The sequence below is a fragment of the Variovorax sp. YR566 genome (assembly GCF_051992195.1).
GTDB lineage: Bacteria > Pseudomonadota > Gammaproteobacteria > Burkholderiales > Burkholderiaceae_C > Variovorax.
This window is the reverse complement of record NZ_CP197092.1, coordinates 6701197-6726348: the sequence shown is the minus strand read 5'-3', so window position 1 is coordinate 6726348 and position 25152 is coordinate 6701197. Positions and strand designations below refer to the sequence as shown.

The window sequence follows — 25152 nt, the reverse complement described above, 5'->3', positions numbered from 1 at the left end:
CGTCAGGGCAGGACCTTGGCGTCTTTCACGAACTCGGTCGTGTAGGTCTTCGCCAGTTCGACCTTGGCCGGGTCGAGCAGCTTCGCGGTCACGAGGAAGTCGTAGCTCGCCTTGGAGCGCGCATCCGTCATCACGCCGATGCCGAGCTTGGCCGCGTCTCCGCCGGTGACCATGCCCATCTCCTTGAGCTTGGCCACGCTGTAGGCCAGCTGATCGTCGGTCATGTTGGGGTTGTCTTTCTTGATGAGCGCGTTGGCGGGCGCCGGGTCGGCGAGGTAGCTCTTCCAGCCCTCGGCCGAGGCCTTCACGAACGCGGCGACCTGCTTGCTGCGCTCCTTCACCGTTTTATCCATGCACGACACGGTGGTCGCGTACGCGGGGAAGCCGTGGTCGCTGAACATCAGCACCGTGCTCTTCACGCCTGCTTTCTGGATGGCGTAGGGCTCGGAGGTCAGGTAGCCCTGCTGCGCGGTGTTCTTGTCCGCCACGAAGGGCTGGATGTTGAAGGTGTAGGGCCGCGTCTGTTCGTCGGTGAAGCCGAACTTGGCCTTCAGCCACGGCCAGTAGCCGCGCTGGGCCTGCGCGCCGATCAGCAGCGTCTTGCCCTTCAGGTCTTCGAATTTCTTCACGTCGTCGTGGGCGATCAGCACCTGCGGATCTTTCTGGAAGAAGGCCGCCACGTTGACCACCGGCACGCCGCCTTCGCGCACCTGCATCATCTGGATGTCGCTCGAACCCATGATGCAGTCGGCCTGGCCGGCGGCCATCATCTGCGTGATGTTGACCTGCGGGCCGCCCATCTTGATGGTCACGTCGAGGCCGTACTTCTTGTAGATGCCCTGCGCCACTGCCTGGTAGAAGCCGCCGTGCTCGGCCTGCGCGTACCAGTTGGTCATGTAGGTGAACTTGTCCTCGGCCTGCGCGGGCGCGGCGGCGAGGAAGGCGATGGCGGCGGCGCCGGCCAGGGACAGTGCGAAGGAGCGCATGGTGGAAACCTCTAGAGGGCAGGGAGTTGAAGGAAGAAGAAGCGAGAAAGCGAAGGGGCCGTTGCAAGAAGCGGGCTCAGGCCCACCTCAGGCCGGTTGGAAGCTCTGCTGGATGAAGCCCTGCTGATGGCCGCGCTCCCAGGTGGCTTCTTCGCGCACGACCCAGCGCAGCGCGTACAGCTCGGTCAGCGCCTGCACCCAGCTGTCGGAGAGCGTGTCGAGAATGGCTTCGCCCTGCTCGCGCGTGGCCGTGGTCGGGTCGCCGATCACGCCGCTGGGGCCGAAGTCGCGCGCGGTCCATGCGCAGGCCGGGCGGCCGTCGGCCGACAGCAGCTTGATCGGGAAGGGCGGCGGAAAGTTGGCGACCGCGCGCTCCATGTGCACCGTGTCGGGTGCGAGCGCGAGCATCAGCGCGGTTTCGGAATGGCCGGCGTGCATCGCGAGCTTTTTCTCCTGCTCGCTCACCTGCTTGCTGGCCGCACTCGGCAGGCGCGACACGCCATGCGGCACGATCACGAAGTCGCCGTGGCGCAGGCGCAGTTCGCGCGCTGCCATTTCCAGCACCTGCGGCTGCCCGCCGTGGCCGTTGGCGAACAGCAGCTTGCGAAAGCCCGAGCGGTACACCGATTCGCCGATCTCGATCACCGTCGACAGCAGCGTGGTGCCCGTGAGCGTCATGGTGCCGGGGAAGTGCAGGTGCTCTTCCGACTTGCCATACGTGATGGTCGGCAGCGCGAAGGCGCGCACCTCGGCGGGCAGCTTCTCCAGTGCCTTGCCCATCACGCCCGAGCAGATCACGCTGTCGACCGAGCACGGCAGGTGCGGCCCGTGCTGCTCGATGGCACCGCAGGGCAGCACGATGACGGTGTTCTCGCGGTCGGGCAGCGCGGCGATTTCAGTCCAGCTCAGATAGGGCAGGAAGCGGTGGGGCGGGATGTAGCCGTGGAGCATGGGGAATCCTTGTGCGTTCGTTCGTTACCGGGGAAGGAAGGGCGTTGCGTCGCCGTGCGCCACGCGGCCATCGCGCAGCACCACGCGGGTGGCGGTGCGCGAAGGCCAGCCATGGCGGTCGGCCTGCGTGAACAGCACCAGGTCGGCGGCGCGGCCCACCAGCGTGGGCGTGGCGGGCGCGGGGGCGCGCTGCAGCCAGTCGCTGCGGCACAGCGCCTGCGACCAGGTGTCGAAGGGCTCGTCGAGCTGTGCCACCAGCGCGGCCGTGCCCAGCGCTTCGACAGGGTCGAAGCTGCCGAGCCGGCAGAAGGGGTCTTGCACGTTGTCGCTGGCAAACAGCAGCGGAATGCCGCGCTCGCGGGCTTCCTTCACCAGCGTGATGCCGCGCTGGCGCGGCGTGCGGCCGGTGACGGCGTCCTGCAGCAGCAGATTGGTGGCGGGCAGCGAGACGACCGTGATCGGCGCACGCGCCACCGCATCGAGCGTGGCGAAGGCCTGCGCCTCGGGCTGGGCAGCGAGCGCGCAGATGTGTCCGCAGACCACGCGGCCTTCGTGGCCGATCTCGCGCAGGATGCGCGCCGTGGTCTGCAGGCCGAGCGCCGAGGCGTTGAGTTCTTCGTCGACATGCAGGTCGATGTCGAGATCGCAGGCCTGCGCCGACACCAGCAGGTTGCGCAGCGCGTTCTCGCTCCAGTTGGTGGAGTGAACGAAGCCGCCGAGCAGCGCATGCGGCCCTGTGGCCTTCACCTGCTTTGCGAGGCGCATCGCCTGCGCCGCGTCTTCGAACAGCGGCAGCTTGATGAGGCTCACCTGTTCGAGCCGCACCCTGCCGGCCCATTCCTGCGCCAGTTCGGCCATCACGGGCCAGGCCATCGGCACCGAGTCGGGCTCCCACCAGTCGACGTGCGTGCGCACGTGCGTGGTGCCGCACTCCCATGCCCACTGCAGCCCACGCGCGGCGCGCTCGCGCACGTCGTCGGGCGTCCAGTGCACGCGGTCGCTCAGCATCGCGTCGATGGCGCCGAGCAGGCCGGGCTGCACCTGTTTCATGCGCGGCAGGGTGAAAGCCTTGTCGAGGTGGGTGTGGGCGTCGACGAAGCCGGGCAGGGCCAGCGTGCCGGCAAGGTTCCAGGCTGATGGTGACGACGGCGCTGCGGACGTGGCGGGCTGCACAGATTGCACGCGGCCGGCTTCGATCGCAATGCGCGCCAGCATGGGAACGCCGTCGCGCTGCGGCCAGCCCGTGGGCAGCAGCCAGCGCGGCAGCCGCACGTTGTCGAGGAGTGAGGGCGCGTTCATGCGAAACGCGCCATGGCTTGCCCCACGCGCGCCATGAAGCGCTTGAGCTGGGGCTCGGTCGCGATGTTCATGTGGTAGTGGGCGTGGTAGTCCACCTTCGCGCGCTGCCCGGTCAGCCGCTTCATGTATCGCGTGACGATCTTGCGCGGCGGATCGCCCATGTAGATCGCCATCCAGCGCGGCCGGCCGTAGGTAACGACGGCGCTGATGCGCTTGATGTGCGTGAGCATCGGCTTCACGTTCGCCGGGTCGCTGATGTCGAAGGCCACGCCCGGCATGAAGAGCCGGTCGAAGTAGCCCTTGAGCATGGCCGGCAGGCCGAAGCACCAGGTCGGAAAGCAGAAAACGATGCCCTCGGCCCACTGCAGCCGCTCCACATAGGGCTTCAGCGGCAGCTGGTTGGCCGGCACGTCGTGGTAGCCCAGCCGTTCCTCGCGCGACAGCACCGGGTTGAAGCCCTCGGCGTAAAGGTCGCAGTCGTCCACCTCGTGCCCGGCGGCGCGCAGGTTCTTCAGCACCTCCTGGTGCAGGGCGGCGTGGAAGCTGGTTTCAACCGGATGGCAGTAGACGACGAGCACGCGCATGGTGTGTTTGACCGCTTAATCAGAGCAAGTGGTCAGGTTATGCAAGCGACGTGCCAGTGTGGGTGCACCGGTTTGGGGAGGCGTGGTTACGGAGCGACGCGGCGGTTAGAAGGCTCGCCCTGGCTCGACTGGATTTCGTAACAAAAGTCACGGAAGTCCGCAAAAACGCAACGAGCTGCGAGCGACTTCTACGCTTTACGTAACACTCTCACACCCTTTCTTCTAATTGTTAACTAAAATTCACACTTCCAAAGTTGTGAACTTTGGACCTCATTTATCCTCTTCATCAACCCAATCGATTCACCGAGAGCTCATCTTGAAAAAACTACTCCTGGTTGCAGCCATCGCGGGCGCCCTTCCTTTCGCTGCGCAAGCAGAGTCCAATTTCACGAGCGCGGCTTCGGGCGCGCTCAGTGCCACGGCGCGCCTCAACTTCACGGTGACGATTCCTCGCGTGATGTATCTGCAGGTCGGTACCGGTACCAACTTCAGCACCGTCAGCACGGTCGACGGTCTGACCTTCACGGTGCCGGGCGCATCGGTCGGCGCGGGTGGCACCATCGCCGGCGCGGGCGGTGACCTGACCGGGGGCGCAGTCACGGTCCGCGTGCTGGGCAACGCCGGCAACCTGTCGCTCAACTCCGGCGTGACCGGCCAACTGAGCAACGGCACCAACACCATTCCCTGGAGCGCCATCACCGTGACGGCGGCTCCGCTCACCGCAGGCACGACCGCGGGCTTCACCAACGCCGCCATCACCCACCCGGCCTTCAGCGCCACGACGGGCGCGGGCCCGACCGCCACGGCCTTCACCGCCGTGAACACGGTGGTGCGCCAGGAAAGCAAGTGGACCTTCGCGTACGACAACACCGGCGTGTACGCGCCCGGTACGTACGGTGCCACGGTGGCCAACAACGGTGTCGTGACCTACACGCTCACCTCGCCCTGACCCTTCGTCATCGCAACGGGAAGAAGGCGGCCTGGCGCCGCCTTTTTTTCCGCCGCGGGAGAAACCACTTGAGATCGCGTCGCCCCTCCTTCGAACAGCTCCGCCTCGTGGCGTGCCTTGCGGCCGCCCTCGGCGTGCAGGTGCCCGCGCACGCCTACACGGTGGGTATCGCTTCCGCATCGCGCTCGCTGTACCTGCAGGTCGGTGTCGGCAACATGGCTCAGGCCAATCCCAATTCCGCAGGCAACAACACGACGCGAAACAACGTGACCGTGACCGTGCCCGCGGCGGCGCTGTTCACCGGTGCCGCGCAGACGATGCAGACCGACAGCACCGTCACCGTCAGCCCGATCGACGGCGCGGCCTATTGCACTCCAGTGGGGAAGGTCTACATCGGCAGCTTCTTCCGCACCACCGGCTCTTCCAACAACAGCGCCACGCTCACCGTGAGCACACCGGCGACCCTGTCCAGCGGCAGCGCCACCATTCCATTCAGCAGCATTGCGTGGACCGGCACCGGCACCGGCCAGTTCGACTCGGAGATCCCGAGTGGCTCGTTCAGCAGCACCCTGCTCACGCTGGTCTCCGTCGCCAAGAACACCTGGTCGGAAAGCTGCCTGCTGTTCACCTACACCAATCCGGGCATCATGCCGGCCGGCACCTTCACCGGCACGGCCACCTACACGCTGACGGCGCCATGAAAAACGCCTGCCGCGCGCTCGCCGCCGCCCTGCTGGCCCTGCTCGCCGTGCAGGCGAACGCCGCCACCTACCGTGTGGACGACACCGGCACCGTGGTCGGCCAGGCGGTCACGCCGATGCGCTGGCGCCAGCCCGTGCCAGGCCGCGTCGCGGACAACACCATCGAGGGACAGGTCTCCGTGGCGCTGCGCCTGAACCTGTCGCAGTGGGTGATGCGCCAGGCCCGCATCTACATGCTGCTGGCCCCGACCGAGAACGAACGTCTGGTCGCCACCTGGCGCACCCAGGGCCGGCTGCTTCCCGGCTCCATGCGCGGCGGCGACCGCGTGCTGGTCTTCGAGGGCGTGGTGCGCGAACCCTTCCTGCAGGAAACCATCCTGCTGAACCTCACAGCCGACGGCCGCGCGCTCGAGCGCGCCCAGTCGCTGCAATTCAACTTCGAGATCGAGATGACGCCATGACGCGCGCGATCAGACTTTCTTCCCGCCTTCTGCGCGCACTGGCGCTGGTGGCAATCCCCGCATGGGCGGCCCTCGCGGGCACCGGCGCACAGGCCCAGTTCGCGCTGGCCGTCTCGCCCCCGCGCATGGAACTGACCGGCAAGCCCGGCGAGCGCGTGCGCGACGTGATCGAACTCACCCACTCGGACGCACGCCAGGGCGAATACACATTCAAGACCGCCGACTGGACGCTCAAGCCCGACGGCTCGGTCGATTTCAGCGACGAGCTGGTGCCGGGCAGCTGCCGGCCCTGGGTGGCCATCGAGCGCCGCGAACTCAGCATCGCCGCCGGCAAGCCCTACCGCTACCGCTTCGAGGTGACGCCGCCGCCCGACACGCCACCAATGGAATGCCGCTTCGCCGTGCTGATCGAGGGCAAGGAGCGCACCACCGCGCCAGGCACCCCGGTGGCAATGGCCGCACGCATCGGCGTCATCGCCTACGTGGCGATCGGCGACGTCCAGCCCGTACTCGACATTGCCGGCGCCACCGTGAAGACGGTGAACGGCCAGAGCCTGCCGGTGCTGCGCATCCGCAATACCGGTACGGCGCACGGCCGGCTCGCGGGCTTCCTGAATGGCACCGACGCCAGCGGCGCGCGGCTCGAGTTCCAGCCCGCCACCACCCCGATCATGCCGGGCGAGACGCGCGACATCGCGCTTACGGCGACCAAGCCCGGCGACACGGATGCGACTGTCGCGGTGCGCTTTCCGGTCACCGTGACCGGCTCGCTCGAGTGGGGCAAGAGCGGCTCCACCAAAGTCAACGAACGCTTCGCTCAATGAAGAAGCGGGCCCTGCGAACCGCGCTCGGACTCTGCAGCGCAGGCACGGCCTTGGCCGGTGCCGGCGCGTGGGCCCAGGAGCCGGCATCAGCAGGCGCCCCGCCGGCCGCCGCCGCGTATGTGGACCGCGTGCTCGAAGAGGGCGCTGTGGTGCCCGAGGCCCCGCAGATTGAAGAGGTCAGCACCGGTTGGCCGCGCGGCTGGAGCGCCGAGCTGCAGTCCAGTCGGCAGAGCAGCAGCGCCATCAAGACGCAGAGCCAGACGCTGAACTTCTCCGGTTTTCTCGACACGCCCAACTACGGCGCCTTCTCCGCCAACCTCAACCTGAACCGCAACCCTGCCCCGGTGTACGGCTACGGCGTGTTCGGCAGCAGCGGCTCGCCCTACAGCGTCGTGCCCTTCACCGCGAGCAACAACAGCACCTGGCGCATCGACCAGCGCGCGATGCCCTTCAACGGTGGCTGGTTCGGCAACAGCGCCATCGGCAACATCAACATGGCCAGCACGCCGCTCGCGCGGGGCGTCGGCCGGGTGTTCCTGCCCAGCCTGCCGATCGAAGGCGTGTCGGTGAGCGTCGAGCAGCCGGGCCGCACGCAGCTCAATGCCTCGGCCGGGCGGCTCGGCTACTTCGACGGATTGGCCTTCGAGGGCTTCTCGGCCGGCCGCGGCACGGCCGCCAGCGTGGGCGCGCAGACGCAGATCGCCGGCGGCGACGGTCCGCTGGCGCTGGGCCGCACCGACGCCGCGGTGCAGTTCGTCGAGGCGCGCAACGTCAACACCAACGGCCTGACCGGCTACGCGCGCGACACCCGCACGCTGTGGGGTGCCGTCTCGTGGCAGGGCCTCGCGCCCTGGGCCGATGCGCTCGGCAGCGGCACTGGCAGCATCGGCGACCGCGTCGGCGGCATGCGCGTGCAGGCCAACCTCGTGCACAGCGCGGGCCAGCCATCGGACGCGACCTCGCAAGCGCCCTCCGACTCGGCCACCGGCGGTTGGCTCGATGCGGCGTGGCGCACCGACTGGCTGCAGCAGAACGCTTCAGTGTTCTATTTCCAGCCTTCGCTGCGCTGGGGCTCGGACACGCTGCCCAACAACCTGCGCGGCGCCTCGTGGCGCGGCGACATTTCCACCCGCCAATGGCAGCTGGGCGGCAACGTCGAGCTGAGCGACAGCGTGAGCGGCCCGCAACGCCGCTCGCTCTATGCCAACGTGTTCGGCCGCTACCGCTTCGATTCGCGCGACGCGGTCTCGGGCAACGTGGCCGTGCGCAGCGGCAGCTATGCCGCGCAATCGGCCCAGGTGACGTGGGAGCACCAGTCCGACTGGGGCTACACCCAATGGCGCACAGACGCGGCCCACGGCGTGGATCTGCGCGTGCTGCGCACCGGCGTCGACCACGCCTGGCGCGTAGGCGAGGCACAGACGCTCTCGACCTCGCTGGCCATCGAGCAATCGGACCGCTCGGGCAGCAGCCAGCGCACCGTGTACTGGGGCGTGCTCGGCACGACACCGCTCGTGGCTGGAGCCCGACTCGACCTGAGCCTGCGCGGCAGCAACGGCATCGGCGGCAACAGCTCGCGCTTTCTCAGCGCCAATGCGCGGCTGGCTTGGCCGCTGGGCAGCGGCTGGTCGTTCATCACACAACTCACAGCTTCGCGTGGGCAGGAGGCGCTCGACCCCACCGTGGTGTCGGCTCTCACGACCGCCACGCTGCAGCCGACGCTGATCGTGCCTTCCACCCGCTCGTTCATGCTGGTGCTGCGCTACGAAGGCCGTGCTGGCTCGGCCAGCGCGCCCATTGGCGGCGCGCCGGGCATGGGCGACGGCCGGCTCGAAGGCCATGTGTTCTTCGACCAGAACAACAACGGCCGGCGCGAAGCCAGCGAGGGCGGGGTCGGCGGCGTCACCGTGCGCATCGACCGCCGCTACGTGACCCAGACCGACGCGCAGGGCTTCTACAGCTTCCCGTCGGTGGCTGGCGGCAGCCACGAGGTTGAGGTGGTCCAGGACACCCTGCCACTGCCCTGGAGCAGCAGCCCGGGCTCGTCCACCCAGCGCGTCGACATCCGCGTGCGCGGCACCGCCGTGTCCGACTTCGGGGTCCAGAAGGACCGCTAAACAAAAAAACGCCAGCAGCCTAAACTTCCCGCCGTTGTCGCCGATATCCGGAAGTCGGGTGCCGCCCATGCAGCGCCCGAACCTCATGTTCTTACGACGGATCGGGCCTTATGACGGGAAGTTGGCTTCAATCGGGGCGCGGCGCGCTGGTCGTGTTGCTGCTCACGCCGATGCTGTGTGTGGCGGAGAACGGCTTCGGCAGCAACGCCGCGACGGCGCGGCTGCGCATCACCGTGATCGTGCCGCCCGTGTTCCGCGTGCTTCAGGTCACGCCGACCGCGGAGGGGTACGACTACCGCATCTGGACCAACATGAAGTCGATCATGCTCGGCGGGCGCGAATACCGCTTCACGCGCCTGGGCGAAAACACGCTGACCCTGCGCATCCCGCCGGAAGGCGTATGGATCGTTCACGGGCTGTAGGCCGCTTGCGCCATGAAAGAGGCCCGCGCGTGGCGGGCCCGCGCGTGGCGGGCCCGCAGCTCAGTTCTGGTTGCTGGTCTCGGTCCGGTCCGGCGACAGGCACAGCGGGCCCGTGCAGGCCGACGATCTGAAGAAAATCGGCGAGTCGGGTTCGCCGAAGTAGCGCAGCCCGTTGGCCGTCTGCGCATTCGCCTGCGCTGCATTGGCCTCCTGCAGGCCGAACACGGGGTCCGGGTTGTCCAGGAACTCGTACTCGAAGCTGCTCGACTGCGTCGTGTCCTTGACGTAGTAGATGTAGTCCTTGGACTCACCGTTCTCGTCCTTCAGGAAGCGGTCCTTCAGCAGGCGATAGCCTTGCGCGCCCTGTTCGCGGATCTGCGCCTTGACGTCCTTCACCTCGCCGCCGACGACGCTCAGCGGGCTGATCACCGCCTTGAAGCTGTAGCGTGCCGGGCTGCTCAAGTCTTTCAGGAAGAACTGGTAGCCGCCCTGGTTGACCAGGAAGGGCGTGGCCCACGGCCGGTAGCCGTTCGCGCCTTGCGCGTTCGCGCGATTCACGTAGTCGGCGACGTTCTCTGCATACAGCTCGGCCGTCACGTCATAGGTGGCAGACGAGCCGAGATCCTTGCGGTAGAGCACGGCGAACTCGGGGTCGAGGTTGCTGTTGAGGTCGATGGGCGCCAGGATCTTGAGCAGCACCATGCCCCTGGCTCCCTGTTCCTTTGCCTGCTGCAGCAGCGCCTGCAGCGCGGTGGTCTGCAGGATGTCGTAGGTCAGGCGCTTGTACTCGTAGCTGTAGGTGGTCTCGGTGTCCTTGACCATCATGAAGGTGTCCTGCAGCCGCACGATGGAGCCCCCGGCCTCGCCCTCGAGGTAGCGGTAGCCGGCGGCGCCTTCCCGGTTCAGCAGGGCAATGTAGTCGGTGAAGCGTTTTTCGGCCGTTTCGGTATCCGGGTCGCGGTCCTGCTCGAATTTCAGGAACTTGTAGCTGGCCGCGATCGGCGTGGGGGCCGGGTTGGTTCCGGGGCCGGGTTCGGGCGGCGGCTCGGGGCTGGGGCCGCCCGGTCCGGGCGCCGGAGGCACCCAGCCGACCGGGAGACTCCCGAAGTTGCCGCCACCACCACCACCGCCGCCGCAAGCGACCAGTGCCGCCGTGGCCAGCGCGACGAAAAGCAATCTTGTCCTCATGATCCTCAACCTCCTGTTTTCGGTATTCGCCATGCCGGAAGAGCCCGGCAGCGAAGGGTGCGAAGGTAGAGGCGTGGCGCCGGCGTCACCAGTGCCAAAAGTCACACGGCGAAACAGGTGCGCGCACTGGGTGCGGGCAAGCAGGACGGAAAACTAGGCCTTGATGCCGCAGCCGTTAAGCACGAAGGCTACGAGCTCGCGCGCGATCGGTTCGCGATCGATGGGCGCGTCGGGCGGCAGGCCGAGCATCACGCGCGTCTGGATCGCGTAGTCGGCATAGCTCTGGGTCATGGCCCAGATGTGCATCAGCAGGATGCGCGCGTCGAGCGGGCGCATCAGCCCGCGCGCGATCCAGCCGTTGATGATGTCCACCTTCTTCTGCGTCCAGGCCCGTGCGTTGGGCCAGTAGCGGTCGAGGTTGCGGCCGCCGTCGAGGATCTCGCGCGTGAAGATGCGCGACATCTCGGGGCTGTCGATGGCGTGGTCGAGCTTCTTGCGGATGTAGTCGCCGAGCACCGTTGCAGGGTCGTTCGCGTCCTCGAACGAGAACACCACCTTCCACGCATGCAGCACCTGCATCAGCAGCTCTTCGTAGAGCTCTTCCTTGCCGGCGATGTAGTAATGAAGCTGGGGCTTGGTGAGGCCCGCGCGCGCCGCGATGGCCTGGGTCGAGGTGCCCTTCAGGCCGTGCAGGCTGAACTCGGCGACCGCCGCGGTGCGGATCGCCGCCATGATGCGTTCGCGCCCGGGCCGCGCGCGCGACAGCGGGCCGTCGGGGGCGGGCATTTCCTGGGCGGTCGAGACGGGGAGGGCGGCGGGATCGGCGTTCATGATGGCGGTGGGCGGCAGGGCGCGCGGTCGATGGTAATACCTCGCCCTTGTCCGGGTCGTCCTTGGCCCTCGTGCATGACCGCATGCCATGCCGGCATGGGCAGGCAGGGCATGCGGGCACGGTTCATGTATCTTCCTCGCCGCCCCGAAAAATTCCACCTCAACACAGGAGTTCTCCATGTACCTCTCCCCCCGTTTCCGTGCCTTCGCGGCCGGCGCCGCATTGCTGGCTGCCAGCGCGCTTGCGCAGGCGCAGCAGGCACTGCCCAACGTGGTGATCCTCGCCACTGGCGGCACCATCGCCGGGGCCGGTGCCTCGGCCGTCAACAGCGCCACGTACGCGGCCGCCAAGGTCGGCGTCGAGAAGCTGATCGCCGGCCTGCCGGAACTCTCCAAGGTGGCCAACGTGCGCGGCGAACAGGTGTTCCAGGTCGCATCGGAAAGCCTGACCAACGACAACCTGCTGACGCTGGCCAAGCGCGTATCGGCACTGTCGAAGCAAGCGGACGTGGACGGCATCGTCATCACCCACGGCACCGACACGCTTGAAGAAACCGCCTACTTCCTGACCCTGACCGTGCACACCAACAAGCCGATCGTCGTGGTCGGCTCGATGCGTCCGGGCACTGCGCTGTCGGCCGACGGCGCGCTCAACCTGTACGACGCCGTGAACGTGGCGGGCAGCAAGGACGCGATGGGCAAGGGCGTGCTGGTGACGATGAACGACAACATCGACAGCGGCCGCGACGTGAGCAAGAACGTCAACATCAAGACCAATGCGTTCTCCAGCCAGTGGGGCCCGCTGGGCATGATCGTCGAGGGCAAGAACTACTGGTTCCGCGCACCGGTCAAGCGCCACACCATGAACTCGGAATTCGACATCGACAGCATCACCGCGCTGCCGCCGGTCGAGATCGCGATGGGCTACGAGGGCGTGTCGTCGGTGGCCATCGACGCCATCGCCAAGAGCGGCGCCAAGGCGCTGATCCACGGCGGCACGGGCAATGGCTCGGTGGCCGACCGCATCGTTCCGAACCTGCAGAAGGCGCGTTCCGACGGCGTGATCGTGATTCGCAGCGCGCGCGTGCCCGACGGCTTCGTCATTCGCAACGCCGAGCAGCCCGACGACAAGTACGACTGGGTGGTTGCGCACGACCTGCGCCCGCAGAAGGCGCGCATCCTGGCCATGGTTGCCCTGACCAAGACCAACAACACCAAGGAACTGCAGCGCATCTTCTGGGAGTACTGATCTCCCCTCGGGTGCATTCGGCACCCTTCCCGGATCGGGCCGCAGCGGTGAAAGCCGCTGCGGCCTTTTTCATGTGCGTGTGCCGCGATGGTGCCGTGCGTACTCGATGCTCGCGATGCAGATCGCCAGCCAGGCACCGCCCGAGCACAGCCCCGCGAGCACGTCGCTAGGAAAGTGCGCCCGCACGAAGATGCGGCTGCAGGCCACGGTGACGACCACCGCCGTTGCCGCCATCACCGACGGCACCCGCCAGCGCGGCGGCAGCATGCGCAGCCCCAAATAGCCCAGCATGCCGTAGAGCACCATCGAGCCCGAGCTGTGGCCGCTCGGAAAGGAATAGCCCGACACCTGCGCGAAGCCGAAGTCGTGCACCGGCCGGGCGCGCTCGAAGATGAGCTTGAGCACGTGGTTCAGCACCCCGTTGCCGGCGATGGCTACGACCCAGCCAGCCGCGAAACCGCGGTGCCCGCAAAGCCACAGCGCCACCGCCACGCCAGCGCACAGCAGCACTGCGACGATCGGGTCGGCCATGTGGGTGAGCCATGAGAATGCCTCCCGCACGACCGGCGGCGTGTGCGCGCCCACGGCGCGGCTGATCGTCTCGTCCAGCAGGCCCATGGGCCGACCGTCGCCGAGGCCTTCCGCCACTTCGGCGAACAGCCAGGCCAGCGCGACCACCGACGCAGCACCGATGGCCAGTCCGCCGAACAGCAGTCCGGCGCCCGGCTCGGGCTGCGCCGCATGCCGGCGCCGCAGGTGCTCGAAGCCCCAGGCCGCGAGGCCGGCGGCGGCGGTCAGCGCGACGAGAAGAATCAGGAATCCGGGCCAGGCCTGGGCGCCGAGGCGCTCTCCCAGGGCGATCAATGCGGCATCTTCAACGGGCATGGGCGAGGCGGGCGGACGGCAGGGGCAGGCGAATCACGGCGTGTCGGCAGGAGTTCCAAAAGGGGAGGCCGAGCATAGCGGCCCGTTCCTGACCGCCCGCTGCCTCGTAAAATAGCCGGTTCGTTGCGCCGCGGGTTCTTCTCCCACCGGGCGGCCGCCTTCACGCAGAGCCATGCTGACCTTCCAACAAATCATTCTCAAACTGCAGTCGTACTGGGCCGACAAGGGCTGCGCGCTGCTGCAACCGTACGACATGGAAGTGGGCGCGGGCACCTCGCACACCGCCACCTTCCTGCGCGCGCTCGGCCCCGAACCCTGGAAGGCCGCCTACGTGCAGCCCAGCCGCCGCCCCAAGGACGGCCGCTATGGCGAGAACCCCAATCGTGGCCAGCACTACTACCAGTACCAGGTGGTGCTCAAGCCGGCGCCCTCGAACATCCTCGAGCTCTACCTCGGCAGCCTCGAGGCCCTGGGCTTCGACCTGAAGAAGAACGACATCCGCTTCGTGGAAGATGACTGGGAGAACCCCACGCTCGGCGCCTGGGGCCTGGGCTGGGAGGTCTGGCTCAACGGCATGGAAGTGACCCAGTTCACCTACTTCCAGCAGGTCGGCGGCCTCGATTGCAAGCCGATCACCGGCGAAATCACCTACGGTCTCGAGCGGCTGGCCATGTATCTGCAGGGCGTGGAAAACATGTACGACCTGGTGTGGACCGAAGGCCACGGTGGCAACAAGCTCACCTATGGCGACGTGTTCAAGCAGAACGAAGTCGAACAGTCGGCCTACAACTTCGAGCACAGCGACGCCGAGTTCCTGTTCACCGCCTTCAACGCGCACGAAAAGCAGGCCAAGCACCTCATGACCGAGCAGCTCGCGCTGCCGGCCTACGAGCAGGTGCTGAAGGCCGCGCACAGCTTCAACCTGCTGGACGCGCGCGGCGCAATCAGCGTGACCGAGCGCGCGGCCTACATCGGCCGCATCCGCAACCTGGCGCGCAGCGTGGCGCAGAGCTACTACGACAGCCGCGAGCGCCTGGGCTTCCCGATGGCGCCGCGCGAATGGGTCGCGCAGATCCCCCCGAAGAAGGCCGCCTGAGCGATGACGACCCCCATGAACAAGAACTCCCTGCTGGTCGAACTGTTTGTCGAAGAACTGCCGCCGAAGGCACTGAAGAAGCTCGGCGATGCTTTCGCGGGCGTGCTGCGCGAACAACTGGTGGCGCAAGGCCTGGCCGAAGCCGGCTCGGTGCTCACCGCCTATGCCTCGCCGCGCCGCCTGGCCGCGCACCTCACGCACGTGGCCGAGCGCGCCGCCGACAAGGCCGTGTCGCAAAAGCTGATGCCCGTGGCCGTCGGGATCGACGCCTCGGGCCAGCCCACGCCCGCGCTGCTCAAGCGCCTGGGCGCGCTCGGCGCCGACGCCTCGGCCGTGCCCGGCCTGAAGCGCGCGATGGACGGCAAGGCCGAAGCCCTGTTCTACGAAAGCACCGCCAAGGGCGCCACGCTGGCCGAAGGCCTGCAGAAGGCGCTGGCCGAGGCGATTGCCAAACTGCCGATTCCCAAGGTCATGAGCTACCAGCTCGAAAGCGGTTGCGAAATGCCGGGCTGGAGCAGCGTGAGCTTCGTGCGCCCCGCGCACGGCCTCGTGGCGCTGTATGGCGACGCCGTGGTGCCCATCGAAGCGCTGGGCCTGAAGGCCGGCCGCGAAACGCACGGCCATCGCTTCGAGGCGGCGGTCGATCCGGTCGTGCTGCGCGACGCCAACAGCTATGCGCTGCAGATGCAGGAAGACGGCGCCGTCATCGCGAGCTTCGAAGCCCGCCGCGCCGAAATCGCGCGCCAGCTTGCAGCGGCCGCGGTGAAGGTCGGCGGCGGCTCGGTGCCCATCCACGACGACGCGCTGCTCGACGAAGTGACCGCGCTGGTCGAGCGCCCCAACGTGCTGGTCTGCAGCTTCGAGCGCGAGTTCCTCGAAGTGCCGCAGGAATGCCTGATCCTCACGATGAAGGCCAACCAGAAGTACTTTCCGCTGCTCGACGCATCGAGCAGGCTCACCAACAAGTTCCTGGTCGTCAGCAACATCAGCCCCGACGATGCGAGCGCGGTCATCGGAGGCAACGAGCGCGTGGTGCGCCCGCGCCTGGCCGACGCCAAGTTCTTCTTCGACCAGGACCGCAAGAAGTCGCTGGCCTCGCGCGTCGAGTCGCTGGGCAAGGTGGTCTATCACAACAAGCTGGGCACGCAGGGCGAGCGCGTGGAGCGCGTGATGCGCATCGCGCGCGGCATTGCGGAGAAGATCGGTGACACGGCCTTGGCCGCGCACGCCACGCAGGCCGCCCAACTCGCCAAGGCCGACCTCGTGACCGACATGGTCGGCGAGTTCCCCGAGCTGCAGGGCACCATGGGCCGCTACTACGCGCTGCACGACGGGCTCGACGCATCGGTGGCCGACGCCATCGAAGACCACTACAAGCCGCGCTTTGCCGGCGACGAGCTTCCGCGCAACAGCGTGGGCCTCGTGGTCGCGCTGGCCGACAAGCTCGAAACGCTGGTCGGCATGTTCGGCATCGGCAACCTGCCCACCGGCGACCGTGACCCGTTCGCGCTGCGTCGCCACGCGCTGGGCGTGATCCGCATGCTGATCGAGAAAGACCTGCCGCTGGGCCTCGACGCCTTGCTGCAGGATACGGCCGCGCAGTTCAGCGGTATCGCCGGTTTCGAAAGCAGCCGCGCTACGGGCGAGCTGCAGGACTTCATCCTCGATCGCCTCGCCGGCAGCCTGCGCGAGCAGGGCGCCAGCGCACAGGAAGTCGATGCCGTGCTGGCTCCGCGCCCGCAGCGCCTGGGCGAAGTGCCCAAGCTGCTGGCCGCGGTGCGTGCCTTTGCCGCCTTGCCCGCCGCCGCCGCACTGGCAGCTGCGAACAAGCGCATCGGCAACATCCTCAAGAAGGCCCCCGAAGCCGACGCGCACGTCAGCGAGCTGCTGCTGCAGGAGCCGGCCGAAAAGGCGTTGCACGCAGCCATGGCACAGGTCGTGCCCGCTGCCAACGCACAGTTCGAAGCTGGCGACTACACCGCCTCGCTGCAGACGCTGGCCGCGCTGCGCGAGCCGGTCGACGCCTTCTTCGACGGCGTGATGGTCAATGCCGAACAGGCCGACCTGCGGCTCAACCGCCTGGGCCTGCTGATGTCGCTGCACACCGCGATGAACCGCGTGGCGCAGCTCGAACGGCTGGCTGTCTGAGCCCATTCACGACGCCTCCCCCAGGAGTGGCACCACCATGAAACTCGTCATCCTCGACCGCAACGGCACGATCAACGTGCACCGCGAAGACTTCGTGAAGAGCGACATCGAGTGGACGCCGCTGCCCGGTGCGCTCGAGGCCGTGGCGCGGCTCAACCATGCGGGCTGGCACGTGGTGATTGCATCCAACCAGTCGGGGCTGGGCCGGGGGCTGTTCGACATGGCTTCGCTCAACGCGATGCACGCCAAGATGCACAAGATGCTCGCGGCTGTAGGCGGCAAGGTCGATGCGGTGTTCTATTGCCCGCACAGCCCCGACGAGGGCTGCGAGTGCCGCAAGCCCAGGCCTGGCCTGTTCCTGCAGATCGGCGACCGCTACGGCATCGACCTCAAGGGCACTCCGACCTGCGGCGACAGCCTGCGCGACCTGCAGGCGGGCGCGGCTGCCGGCTGCGAGCCGCACCTGCTGCTCACGGGCATGGGCGCGGCCTGCCGCGGCGTCGATCCGCTGCCTTCCGAATACCCGGCGAACACGTTGGTCCACGACGATCTCGCCGCCTTTGTCGACTTTCTGCTCGCGCGCGAAGCGCGGGCCGCACTGCAGGTGGCTGTCTGATGGCGTTTTTCCGTTCCGTTCTCCACGCGCTGTGGATGCTCGTCACCGTGATCCCCTGGGGCATCATCATGTGCGTCAGCTCGCTCTGGAAGCGCGGCATTCCGCTCTACTGGATGGCGGAGCAATGGCTCAGCTGGGCCATCGGCGGCGCGCGCGTGCTGCTGGGCATCAAGACCCGCGTGAGCGGCATGGAGAACCTGCCGACCGACAAGCTCGCCGGCGCGGTCCTGCTGGTGAAGCACCAGTCCACGCTCGAGACCTTCCTGATGCCCACGCTGATGCCGCACCCGCTGGCCTACGTGTTCAAGAAGGAGCTGATCTACATCCCCTTCTTCGGCTGGGCGATGGCGCGGCTGGACATGATCCACATCGACCGCAGCCAGCGTGCGCAGGCCTTCAACAAGGTGGTGAACCAGGGCCGCAAGCTGCTCGCGCAGGGCATCTGGATCATCATGTTCCCCGAGGGCACGCGCATTCCGCGCGGGCAGAAGGGCACCTACAAGAGCGGCGGCACGAGGCTCGCCTGCGAGACCGGCGTGCCGGTGATCCCCATTGCCGTGACTTCGGCCAAGGTGTGGCCGCGCAAGGCCTTCATCAAGCGCCCGGGCGTGGTCGACGTGTCCATCGGCCCGGCGATTCCGAGCGTGGGCCGCAAGCCTGATGAGTTGATGCGTGAGGTCGAGGCCTGGATCGAGGCCGAGATGCGCCGCCTCGACCCCGAGGCGTATGTCGACAGCCCTCTGCAGCCCACGCAAGAAGCGGTGAGCTGAAGAGGAAAAGAGAGCCCGTCATGGGATTGCTTCGGTTCACGATGGATCTTTTCGAGGGGCTGGGCAGCGAGTTTGCGCCCCCAGCGCCCGCACCGGCGCGGACGCGCAGGGTGAAGAAGCCGAAGCTGGTGGCACCGCCGGCCGTGCCTTTGGCTCCGCCCGCACCCGTCGACCCGCATGCGCCACCCGCGGTGCCGCTGGCCGACACGCTGACGCTTGCGAACTTCGCGCATCCGCAGGCCACGCGCGAAGTGGTGCTCGGCTCCGCGCGCGTGGCCTATGAATTCAAGCGCGGCAAGCGCAAGACGATCGGCTTTCTCGTGGGGGCCGAAGGGCTGTCGGTGCGCGCGCCGCGCTGGGTGGCGCTGCGCGATGTCGATGCGGCCATTCATGAGAAGTCGGACTGGATCCTGCGCAAGCTGACGGAAACGCAGCAGCGCCATGCGCGCGTCGAGGCCACTCGCATCGAGTGGAAGGATGGGGCCGGGTTTCCGTTTTTGGGCGAGCCGGTTGTGATGCAGCTTGATCCGAAGCATGGCTTTGCGAGTGTTGGCGGCACGCTTGACGACGCTGTTGAAGAAGGTGGGCCGCGGGTGCTGCGGCTGGCTGTGGCTCAGAACGCGGAGCCTTCGCAGATTCGTGATGCGGCGCAGGCGTGGTTGATGCGGCAGGCGCGCAAGCTGTTCATCGAGCGGCTGGATCACTTTGCGCCGCTGCTTGGGGTGCAGTGGCAGAAGCTGTCGCTGTCGAATGCTTCGACGCGCTGGGGTAGTGCCAGTGCGGATGGGTCGATTCGGCTGAACTGGCGGTTGATTCACTTTCGGCTGCCGGTGATCGATTACGTTGTTGCGCATGAGCTGGCGCATCTGCGGGTTATGGATCACTCGCATCGGTTCTGGGAGACGGTTGAGAGTGTTGTGCCTGACTACGACTTGCTGCGGCGGCAACTGAAGGATGAAGCGGTTCCTCGCTGGGGCTGAATTTGTCGTTGGTATGGGTTTGCTTCCCGGGGCCGGGACTCGCCCCGGCGGGCGACCTACTTTTCTTTGCTTCGCCAAAGAAAAGTAGGCAAAAGAAAGGCGACCCCACTGTCTGCGACCCCTTCGCTTTGCGAAGGGGCAACCTGTGGTGCTCGCGTTTCGCGGGGTCTCGCCCAAACTCGCTTCGCTCAGACAAGGGCGAGCCCTGATCCGCGAAACGCTGCGCTCCTCGGCGCAGCCAGAGGGGAGGGGAGACGGAACGGGCCTTTGCTTCGCTCGGCTTGGTATCGGCTGTTCAGAGGCCGAGCGCAGCGATGGCCTGTTGGGCTCCCCAATCCCTTCTGGCTGCGCCGAGGAGCGCAGACGTAGGAGGGATCAGGGCCGCAGCTGTCTGAGCGGAACGAAGTGCAGCGAGTTCTGCGGACCCCCTCCGGAGTCGAGCACCGCAGGTTGCCCGTAGCGAAGCGGAGGGACGCAGACAGTAGGGTCGCCTTTTCTTTGGCTACTTTCTTTTGGCGAAGCAAAAGAAAGTAGCTCGCTCGCCGGGGCGAGACCCGGCCCCGGAAAGAAAAAACTCAACGAGCGTGCGTAACCCCCCCATCCACAACCAACGTAGACCCCATCACATAGTCCCCCGCACGCGAGGCCAAGTAGATAGCCGCCCCAGCCATATCCTCAGGCACCCCAATACGCCCAGCCGGAATCCGCTCCTTCACCTCATCCCCGTGATCCCGCGCCAGCTTGTTCATGTCAGAAGCAAACGCACCAGGCGCAATAGCACTAACCACAATCCGATCCTGCGCCAACCGAAGCGCCATCCGCCGAGTCAACTGAATCAGCCCAGCCTTGCTCGCCGCATACGAATAAGTCTCCTGCGGATTGACCGAAATCCCGTCGATAGAAGCGATGTTGATCACCTTCGCCAGGTGGTCCGTCGCAGCCTTCTTCAGCATCGGCGTCAACGCCTTGGTCAGAAAGAATGGCGTCTTCAGGTTCAGGTCCACCACCTTGTCCCATCCACTCTCGGGAAACTCTTCATAAGGCGCGCCCCAGGCCGCACCGGCGTTGTTCACGAGGATGTCCAGCGAGCCTTCGTGCTTCGAATAGGCATCGACCAGCGCCTGCGCACCTTCGAGCGTCGACACGTCCGCAGGCAGCGACACGCAATGCCCAAAGGCCGACAGCTCCTTCGCGGTTTCGTCGCAGGCTGCGGCCTTGCGAGCCGAGATGTACACGCGCGCTCCCTGGGCCAGAAAGCCCTCTGCGATCATGCGGCCGATGCCGCGCGAGCCGCCGGTGATCAGCGCCGTGCGGCCCTTCAGCGAGAAGAGTTGGGTGGTGTCCATGGTGCGGGTGTCTCCTGAATGAAAGATCGGCAATGCAAGTTCAGGAAACGAGCTTAGTGCGCGCCGCGCCGCGCGCGCGTCACCTCGGTGTCAGCGACAGGCTCCGGGGGCTCGTGAAGCTGCGCAGGTCGCCGGTCACCGGATCGAGGAAGGCCAGCGACCGGGCCAGCAGCTGCAAGGGCTTGCCGAAGTCGTCCGCGCCCTCGGGCAGCAGCACGGGGTAGATCGGGTCGTTCACGATCGGCATGCCCAGTGCCATGCAGTGCACGCGCAGCTGGTGCTTGCGGCCCGTCACCGGCGAGAGCTTCAACAGCGCATGGCCATTGCGCACCTCCTGTACCTCGATGCGGGTCTCGGAATTGGGCTCGCCGGGCTCTTCCCGCACGCGCATGAAATGTTCGTCGTCGACCAGGCGGCTGCGATAGACCTCGGGCACCGACGACACGCCCTCGCGCCACGGCACGACGGCCTCGTAGTGCTTGGCGATGCGGCGCTCGGGAAACATCGCCTGGTACGCGCCGCGCGTGGCGTGCCGCACCGAGAACAGCACCAGCCCCGAGGTGCTGCGATCGATGCGGTGCATCGGCACGAGGTCGTCGAGCTTCAGCTTGCGTTTGAGGCGCACCAGCAGGCTTTCCTGCAGGTACTTGCCGGTGGGCGTGACGGGCACGAAGGGTGGCTTGTCCACGACCAGCAGATCGTCGTCCTGGAACACGATCTGCTCTTCGAAGGGGATGGGCACTTCGTCGTCGAGCGTGCGGTAGTAGTACACGCGCAGCGGCGACTGGTAGCGGCGCGTGGCGGTCACGGGCATGCCATGCTCGTCGATGACGTCGTTCGCTTCGATGCGCTCGAGCCAGGCCTGGCGCGTGATCGCGGGAAAACGCTCGATCAGGAATTCGGCAATGGTCGGCCAGGGGCCGGAAGACAGGCCGACGCAGCTCGGGCCTACGCCGTCGCGCGTGGGTAGCGGCAGCTGCGGCGGTCGGCGCCGGGTCATGGCGATGAAGATGCCTGCTGCAGCAACGACAGCGCTTGGGCGAAGGTCGGGCGCGCGGCGGCGTCGGGCTGCAGGCAGCGGTCTTTCAGCGTGGTCACCGATGCGGGCACCGCGTCGGTGCAGCGTTCGAGCAGTTCTTCCAGCAGGCAGCCGAAGGCGCGCATTTCCAGCGCCTGGAACGCGCGCGTCTGTGCCGCGTCGAGCGCGCCGGTCATCCAGGCCGCGCCGAAGTCGCCGAGCCGGCCGCCGCGCTGTGCGTGCCACAGGATGTTGTGCGCGTAGAGGTCGCCGTGAAGAATCCCTCGCGCATGCAGGTGCTGCATGGCGGAGGCGATGTCGCGTGCGATGCGCAGCGCCACGTTGGGCGTCCATCGCGCTTCTTCGGCATAGACGTCGCGCGTGCATGAAGCAAGGCTCGGTGGCCCCGCGAGGGTGACGAATGACGGATCGACCAGCCCCATCACCAGGCCTTCCGTGCCTTCGGGGTGCCCGTCGATGCGGCTCTGCGCAGCGATCAGCGTGGGGTGCACGCCGGCCGCGATGCAGGCGGCCATTTCACTGTGCGGCCAGCCGTCGCTGGTGACTGCGCCCTTGAAGAGCTTGACCGCCACCTGCTGTGCTTTGCCGAGCGTGGCTTGATGGATCACACCCGACGCGCCTTCGCCGAGCTTCCTGCCCAGCGCCAGTTCGCGCCAGTCGATGTGCGGCACCGACTGCGCGGTGATCGCCGCCTCCTCGGCCTGCGTGTCGAAGGGGTTGCCCGCGCAGGCGAGCCATGACAGGCGCGGCAGCGAGGGCAGCCATGCGGGCAGTGTCTCGAAGCGGTTGGCCGAGATGCGCAGCAGTTCGAGCTGCTCGAGCGCGGTCATCGACTGCGGCAGTGCGCGCAGGCGGTTGCCCGCCAGCATCAGCTTCTGCATCCGCGTGCATTCGCCGAGGGAGTCGGGCAGTTCTTCGATCTGGTTGTCGGTGAGGATCAGCCAGCGCAACGAGGCCGGCAACGCCGCGGCCGGCACCGTGCGGATCTGGTTGGCCTTGAAGCCGACGATGTCGAGGTCGTGGCACCGGCCGATCGACTCGGGCAGCGTGGTGAAGCGGTTGTCCGAGCAGAACAGCACGCGCAGCCTGTGCAGGCGGTTCAGGTCGTCGGGCAGCGTGTCGAGTGCATTGCCCGACAGGTTCAGCACCTCGAGCGAATCCGCGAGGTCGAAAAGCTCGCGCGGAAACTCGGTGAGTCCGCACGAGAGATCGATTCTTTTTGCGCCTGCCAGCCGGCCCGCGCGCAGCTGAGCCAGCATGTCGTCCATCCGGGGGAGTTTAGGCGGCCTTCGCGCCGAAGCGGTAGATGCCGTCCTTGCCCAGTTCGCGCTTCACCTGGCCGGAGAACCACAGTAGGTGCAGGTGGGCCACCGTTTCGCCCATGGCGAAGGTCATCTGGTGCAGGTCGAGCTCGCGCTTGAACAGAATCGGCAGGCCTTCGGCCGCCGTCAGCGCGCGTGCCGTGCAGGCTTCGAGCAGCTCTGCCAGCCGGTCGCGGTGGTGCTCCTGCAACTGGTCGACGCGTCGGTGGATGCCCCGGAAGGGCTTGCCGTGCGAGGGCAGGCCCAGCGTGTCGGCCGGCAGGGCCTTGAACTTGTCGATGCTGTCGAGAAAAAGGCGCAGCGAGTTCGCCTCGGGTTCGCCCGCGTGCACGCTCACGTTGGTGGAAATGCGCGGCAGCATCATGTCGCCGCCCAGCAGCAGCTTCAGGTCGTCGCAATACAGCGCGATGTGCTCGGGCGCGTGGCCGTAGCCGCTGATGCAGCGCCAGTCGTGGCCGCCAATGGTGACGATGTCGCCGTCGAGCATGCGCACGAAGCTCTCGGGCACCGAGGGCACCATGTTCGCGTAGTAGTTGGTGCGCGCGCGGATCTTGGCGATGGATTCGGGGTCGGTCAGGCCGTGCGAGGCAAAGAAGCGCGCCGCCGGTTCGCCGCCCGCCAGGGTGTCGCCGGCCGTGCTGAGCACGCGGGCCACGTGGTAGTCGGTCGAGCTGATCCACAGCGGTGCGTTCCAGCGGGTGCAGAGCCAGTCGGCCAGTCCGATGTGGTCGGGATGCATGTGCGTGACGATGACGCGCAGGATCGGCATGCCCTGCAGCTGCGTCTCGAACACCTGCTCCCACTGCGCGCGCGCCTCGTCGCGGGCGATGCAGCAGTCGACCACCGTCCAGCCCTCGACGCCGTCGAGGGTGTCGCGCAGCAGCCAGAGGTTGATGTGGTCGAGCGCAAAGGGCAGTCGCATTCGAATCCAGCGCACGCCGGGCGCCACTTCCAGGGTTTCACCGGGCTCGGGGAGCGTGTCGCCGAGGGGGTAGTGGAGTTCGCGTTCGAGGAGGTTCATGTAAGATTGACGTTTACGTAAACGTCATGGAGTAGTGGCACCATTGTAGGGATCGCGGCGCAAACCTGCTGTCGCGCCCGTAACGCCCCTTCTCCAGACCCCCGCCATGCCTGCGCAAACCTTCACCATCAGCCAGCTCGCGAAGGAATTCGACCTCACGACGCGGGCCATCCGCTTCTACGAGGACATGGGCCTGCTCACGCCCGAGCGGGCCGGCCTGCAGCGCATCTACAGCGCGCGCGACCGCGCCCGGCTCACGCTCACGCTGCGCGCCAAGCGCCTCGGCCTGAGCCTGACGGAGGCAAAAGACATCCTCGACATGTACGACAGCCCGCGCGACACCGTGCCGCAGCTGGAAAAATTCCTCGGCGTGCTGGGTGCCCACCGGGCCCAGCTCGAGGCGCAGCTGGCCGAGCTGCAAGCCAATCTCGCGGAGGTGCGGGAGCACGAAAAGAAGGGGCGGGCCACCCTTGCCAAGGCGCAAAAAGCGAAAGAGACGAACAAGACGCGCAAGCCCGCCGAAGCCAGAGCCTGAAAAACACGACTCATCGACAATAGCCGCCTATGCCCGACAACACCGATAACCTCGACGACCTCTTTGCCCACAACCGCGCCTGGTCTGCCCAGATGGAGCGCGACCGGCCCGGTTTCTTCACCAGCCTGGTGAAGCAGCAGACGCCGCGCTACATGTGGATCGGCTGTTCCGACAGCCGCGTGCCCGCCAACCAGATCACCGGCCTGGAGCCGGGTGAAGTGTTCGTGCACCGCAACGTCGCCAACATCGTGGTGCACTCCGACCTCAATGCGCTCTCGGCGATCCAGTTCGCGGTGGAGCACCTGAAGGTCGAGCACATCATGGTGGTCGGCCACTACGGCTGCGCCGGCGTCAAGGCCGCGCTCAGCGGCAAGCGCATCGGCCTGGCAGACAACTGGATCCGCCACATCCAGGACGTGCGCGACCGCCACAGCGTGATGCTCGAAAGCCTGCCCGAAGAAGCGCGCGTCGATGCGCTGTGCGAGCTCAACGTGGCCGAGCAGGTGGTCAACGTGGCTGTCAGCACCGTCATGGTCGACGCCTGGGCGCGCGGCCAGAAGGTGCGCATCCACGGCTGGACCTTCGGCGTGCACGACGGCCTGCTGCAGGACCTGGGCCTGAGCGTCGACGGTGCCAAGCCGCTCGACGCGGTGTACAAGGCTGCGGTGCAGCGCATCCGCTACAAGTGGAGCAAGCCCGGCGAGGTGATCCAGTCGCTGACGCTGCAGGGCACGCAGGTGAACCAGTCGGTGCAGGAGGCGCAGGCCATGACGCCGCAGCCCGAGGCCGACGGCACGACAGACGCCGCCGCTGCCTGAGCGGCCCGGGCGCC

25 protein-coding genes are annotated in these 25152 nt (G+C 67.1%); 14 read left to right on the top strand and 11 right to left on the bottom strand.

Going from position 1 to position 25152, the window contains the following annotated elements; all coding sequences use genetic code 11:
* Positions 1–2: 2 nt before the first annotated feature.
* The 4 genes from ACTG4X_RS31510 to ACTG4X_RS31495 all read right to left on the bottom strand — a co-directional run bounded on the left by ACTG4X_RS31510 (position 3) and on the right by ACTG4X_RS31495 (position 3820).
* Positions 3–986 carry an ABC transporter substrate-binding protein gene (locus ACTG4X_RS31510; RefSeq protein ID WP_093059838.1) on the bottom strand — a complete coding sequence of 328 codons (984 nt, stop codon included), beginning with the start codon at positions 984–986 and terminating at the stop codon, positions 3–5.
* An 87-nt stretch (positions 987–1073) separates the two neighbouring features.
* On the bottom strand, positions 1074–1937 hold the full coding sequence (locus ACTG4X_RS31505; protein ID WP_093059840.1) for a creatininase family protein: 864 nt from the start codon (positions 1935–1937) through the stop codon (positions 1074–1076).
* Between the two features lie 24 nt (positions 1938–1961).
* Positions 1962–3236 (bottom strand): amidohydrolase family protein, encoded by a 1275-nt coding sequence (locus tag ACTG4X_RS31500; protein WP_440532814.1) that lies wholly within the window; start codon positions 3234–3236, stop codon positions 1962–1964.
* Entirely contained in the window at positions 3233–3820 is a 588-nt protein-coding gene (locus ACTG4X_RS31495) for an NAD(P)H-dependent oxidoreductase (RefSeq protein ID WP_093059844.1), read from the bottom strand. Before ACTG4X_RS31495 ends, ACTG4X_RS31500 begins: the two co-directional genes overlap by 4 nt.
* Positions 3821–4136: 316 nt before the next feature.
* Between ACTG4X_RS31495 and ACTG4X_RS31490 the strand changes: the two genes are divergently transcribed.
* The 6 genes from ACTG4X_RS31490 to ACTG4X_RS31465 all read left to right on the top strand — a co-directional run bounded on the left by ACTG4X_RS31490 (position 4137) and on the right by ACTG4X_RS31465 (position 9294).
* The gene (locus ACTG4X_RS31490) at positions 4137–4769 is read left to right on the top strand and encodes a hypothetical protein (RefSeq protein ID WP_440532813.1); all 633 of its coding nucleotides are present in this window, start codon (positions 4137–4139) and stop codon (positions 4767–4769) included.
* A 68-nt stretch (positions 4770–4837) separates the two neighbouring features.
* Entirely contained in the window at positions 4838–5470 is a 633-nt protein-coding gene (locus tag ACTG4X_RS31485) for a hypothetical protein (protein WP_143047759.1), read from the top strand.
* Complete coding sequence (locus ACTG4X_RS31480; RefSeq protein WP_093177234.1) at positions 5467–5931, top strand: hypothetical protein; 465 nt, start codon at positions 5467–5469, stop codon at positions 5929–5931. Before ACTG4X_RS31485 ends, ACTG4X_RS31480 begins: the two co-directional genes overlap by 4 nt.
* Positions 5928–6755 carry a COG1470 family protein gene (locus ACTG4X_RS31475; RefSeq protein ID WP_440532812.1) on the top strand — a complete coding sequence of 276 codons (828 nt, stop codon included), beginning with the start codon at positions 5928–5930 and terminating at the stop codon, positions 6753–6755. The genes ACTG4X_RS31480 and ACTG4X_RS31475 overlap by 4 nt, the downstream gene beginning before the upstream one ends.
* Entirely contained in the window at positions 6752–8872 is a 2121-nt protein-coding gene (locus ACTG4X_RS31470) for an SdrD B-like domain-containing protein (protein ID WP_440532811.1), read from the top strand. Before ACTG4X_RS31475 ends, ACTG4X_RS31470 begins: the two co-directional genes overlap by 4 nt.
* A gap of 110 nt (positions 8873–8982) precedes the next feature.
* Positions 8983–9294, top strand: a complete 312-nt coding sequence (locus tag ACTG4X_RS31465) for a hypothetical protein (RefSeq protein WP_093177237.1) — start codon at positions 8983–8985, stop codon at positions 9292–9294.
* Between the two features lie 60 nt (positions 9295–9354).
* Here the strand turns inward: ACTG4X_RS31465 and ACTG4X_RS31460 are convergent, their stop codons facing one another.
* Entirely contained in the window at positions 9355–10482 is a 1128-nt protein-coding gene (locus ACTG4X_RS31460) for a hypothetical protein (protein ID WP_143047760.1), read from the bottom strand.
* A gap of 153 nt (positions 10483–10635) precedes the next feature.
* Positions 10636–11313, bottom strand: coding sequence for a TetR/AcrR family transcriptional regulator (locus ACTG4X_RS31455; protein ID WP_176929073.1), 678 nt, complete (start codon positions 11311–11313; stop codon positions 10636–10638).
* 178 nt (positions 11314–11491) lie between these two features.
* Between ACTG4X_RS31455 and ACTG4X_RS31450 the strand changes: the two genes are divergently transcribed.
* A complete protein-coding gene (locus tag ACTG4X_RS31450) occupies positions 11492–12562 on the top strand; it encodes an asparaginase (protein ID WP_093059858.1) in 1071 nt (356 codons plus the stop codon).
* A gap of 69 nt (positions 12563–12631) precedes the next feature.
* Here ACTG4X_RS31450 and ACTG4X_RS31445 read toward each other — a convergent pair whose 3' ends face one another.
* The gene (locus ACTG4X_RS31445; RefSeq protein WP_440532810.1) at positions 12632–13447 is read right to left on the bottom strand and encodes a phosphatase PAP2 family protein; all 816 of its coding nucleotides are present in this window, start codon (positions 13445–13447) and stop codon (positions 12632–12634) included.
* 172 nt (positions 13448–13619) lie between these two features.
* Between ACTG4X_RS31445 and glyQ the strand changes: the two genes are divergently transcribed.
* From glyQ to ACTG4X_RS31420, 5 genes are read left to right on the top strand one after another with little or no spacing between them, the layout of a single operon-like run.
* Positions 13620–14543: a glycine--tRNA ligase subunit alpha gene (gene glyQ / locus ACTG4X_RS31440; RefSeq protein WP_093059862.1), complete on the top strand. Its 924-nt coding sequence runs from the start codon at positions 13620–13622 to the stop codon at positions 14541–14543.
* A gap of 15 nt (positions 14544–14558) precedes the next feature.
* Positions 14559–16691, top strand: a complete 2133-nt coding sequence (glyS, locus tag ACTG4X_RS31435) for a glycine--tRNA ligase subunit beta (RefSeq protein WP_440532809.1) — start codon at positions 14559–14561, stop codon at positions 16689–16691.
* A gap of 37 nt (positions 16692–16728) precedes the next feature.
* Positions 16729–17307: a D-glycero-beta-D-manno-heptose 1,7-bisphosphate 7-phosphatase gene (gene gmhB / locus ACTG4X_RS31430; protein WP_093059864.1), complete on the top strand. Its 579-nt coding sequence runs from the start codon at positions 16729–16731 to the stop codon at positions 17305–17307.
* The gene (locus tag ACTG4X_RS31425) at positions 17307–18077 is read left to right on the top strand and encodes a lysophospholipid acyltransferase family protein (protein WP_093059866.1); all 771 of its coding nucleotides are present in this window, start codon (positions 17307–17309) and stop codon (positions 18075–18077) included. Before gmhB ends, ACTG4X_RS31425 begins: the two co-directional genes overlap by 1 nt.
* A 41-nt stretch (positions 18078–18118) precedes the next feature.
* On the top strand, positions 18119–19057 hold the full coding sequence (locus ACTG4X_RS31420; protein WP_440534446.1) for a M48 family metallopeptidase: 939 nt from the start codon (positions 18119–18121) through the stop codon (positions 19055–19057).
* Positions 19058–19632: 575 nt separating this feature from the next.
* On the opposite strand, the gene ACTG4X_RS31415 is transcribed toward ACTG4X_RS31420, so the two are convergent.
* The 4 genes from ACTG4X_RS31415 to ACTG4X_RS31400 form a co-directional block, all read right to left on the bottom strand.
* Positions 19633–20403: an SDR family oxidoreductase gene (locus ACTG4X_RS31415; protein ID WP_093078323.1), complete on the bottom strand. Its 771-nt coding sequence runs from the start codon at positions 20401–20403 to the stop codon at positions 19633–19635.
* 79 nt (positions 20404–20482) lie between these two features.
* The gene (locus tag ACTG4X_RS31410; RefSeq protein WP_440532808.1) at positions 20483–21403 is read right to left on the bottom strand and encodes a pseudouridine synthase; all 921 of its coding nucleotides are present in this window, start codon (positions 21401–21403) and stop codon (positions 20483–20485) included.
* The gene (locus ACTG4X_RS31405) at positions 21400–22710 is read right to left on the bottom strand and encodes a leucine-rich repeat-containing protein kinase family protein (RefSeq protein WP_440532807.1); all 1311 of its coding nucleotides are present in this window, start codon (positions 22708–22710) and stop codon (positions 21400–21402) included. The genes ACTG4X_RS31410 and ACTG4X_RS31405 overlap by 4 nt, the downstream gene beginning before the upstream one ends.
* Positions 22711–22720: 10 nt before the next feature.
* Entirely contained in the window at positions 22721–23785 is a 1065-nt protein-coding gene (locus tag ACTG4X_RS31400) for an MBL fold metallo-hydrolase (RefSeq protein ID WP_093056766.1), read from the bottom strand.
* Between the two features lie 106 nt (positions 23786–23891).
* Here ACTG4X_RS31400 and ACTG4X_RS31395 point away from each other — a divergent pair, with 106 nt between their 5' ends.
* Together ACTG4X_RS31395 and can are read left to right on the top strand one after the other, a co-directional pair.
* A complete protein-coding gene (locus ACTG4X_RS31395; RefSeq protein WP_093056765.1) occupies positions 23892–24320 on the top strand; it encodes a MerR family transcriptional regulator in 429 nt (142 codons plus the stop codon).
* A 29-nt stretch (positions 24321–24349) separates the two neighbouring features.
* The gene (gene can, locus ACTG4X_RS31390; RefSeq protein WP_093056764.1) at positions 24350–25138 is read left to right on the top strand and encodes a carbonate dehydratase; all 789 of its coding nucleotides are present in this window, start codon (positions 24350–24352) and stop codon (positions 25136–25138) included.
* Positions 25139–25152 lie beyond the last annotated feature (14 nt).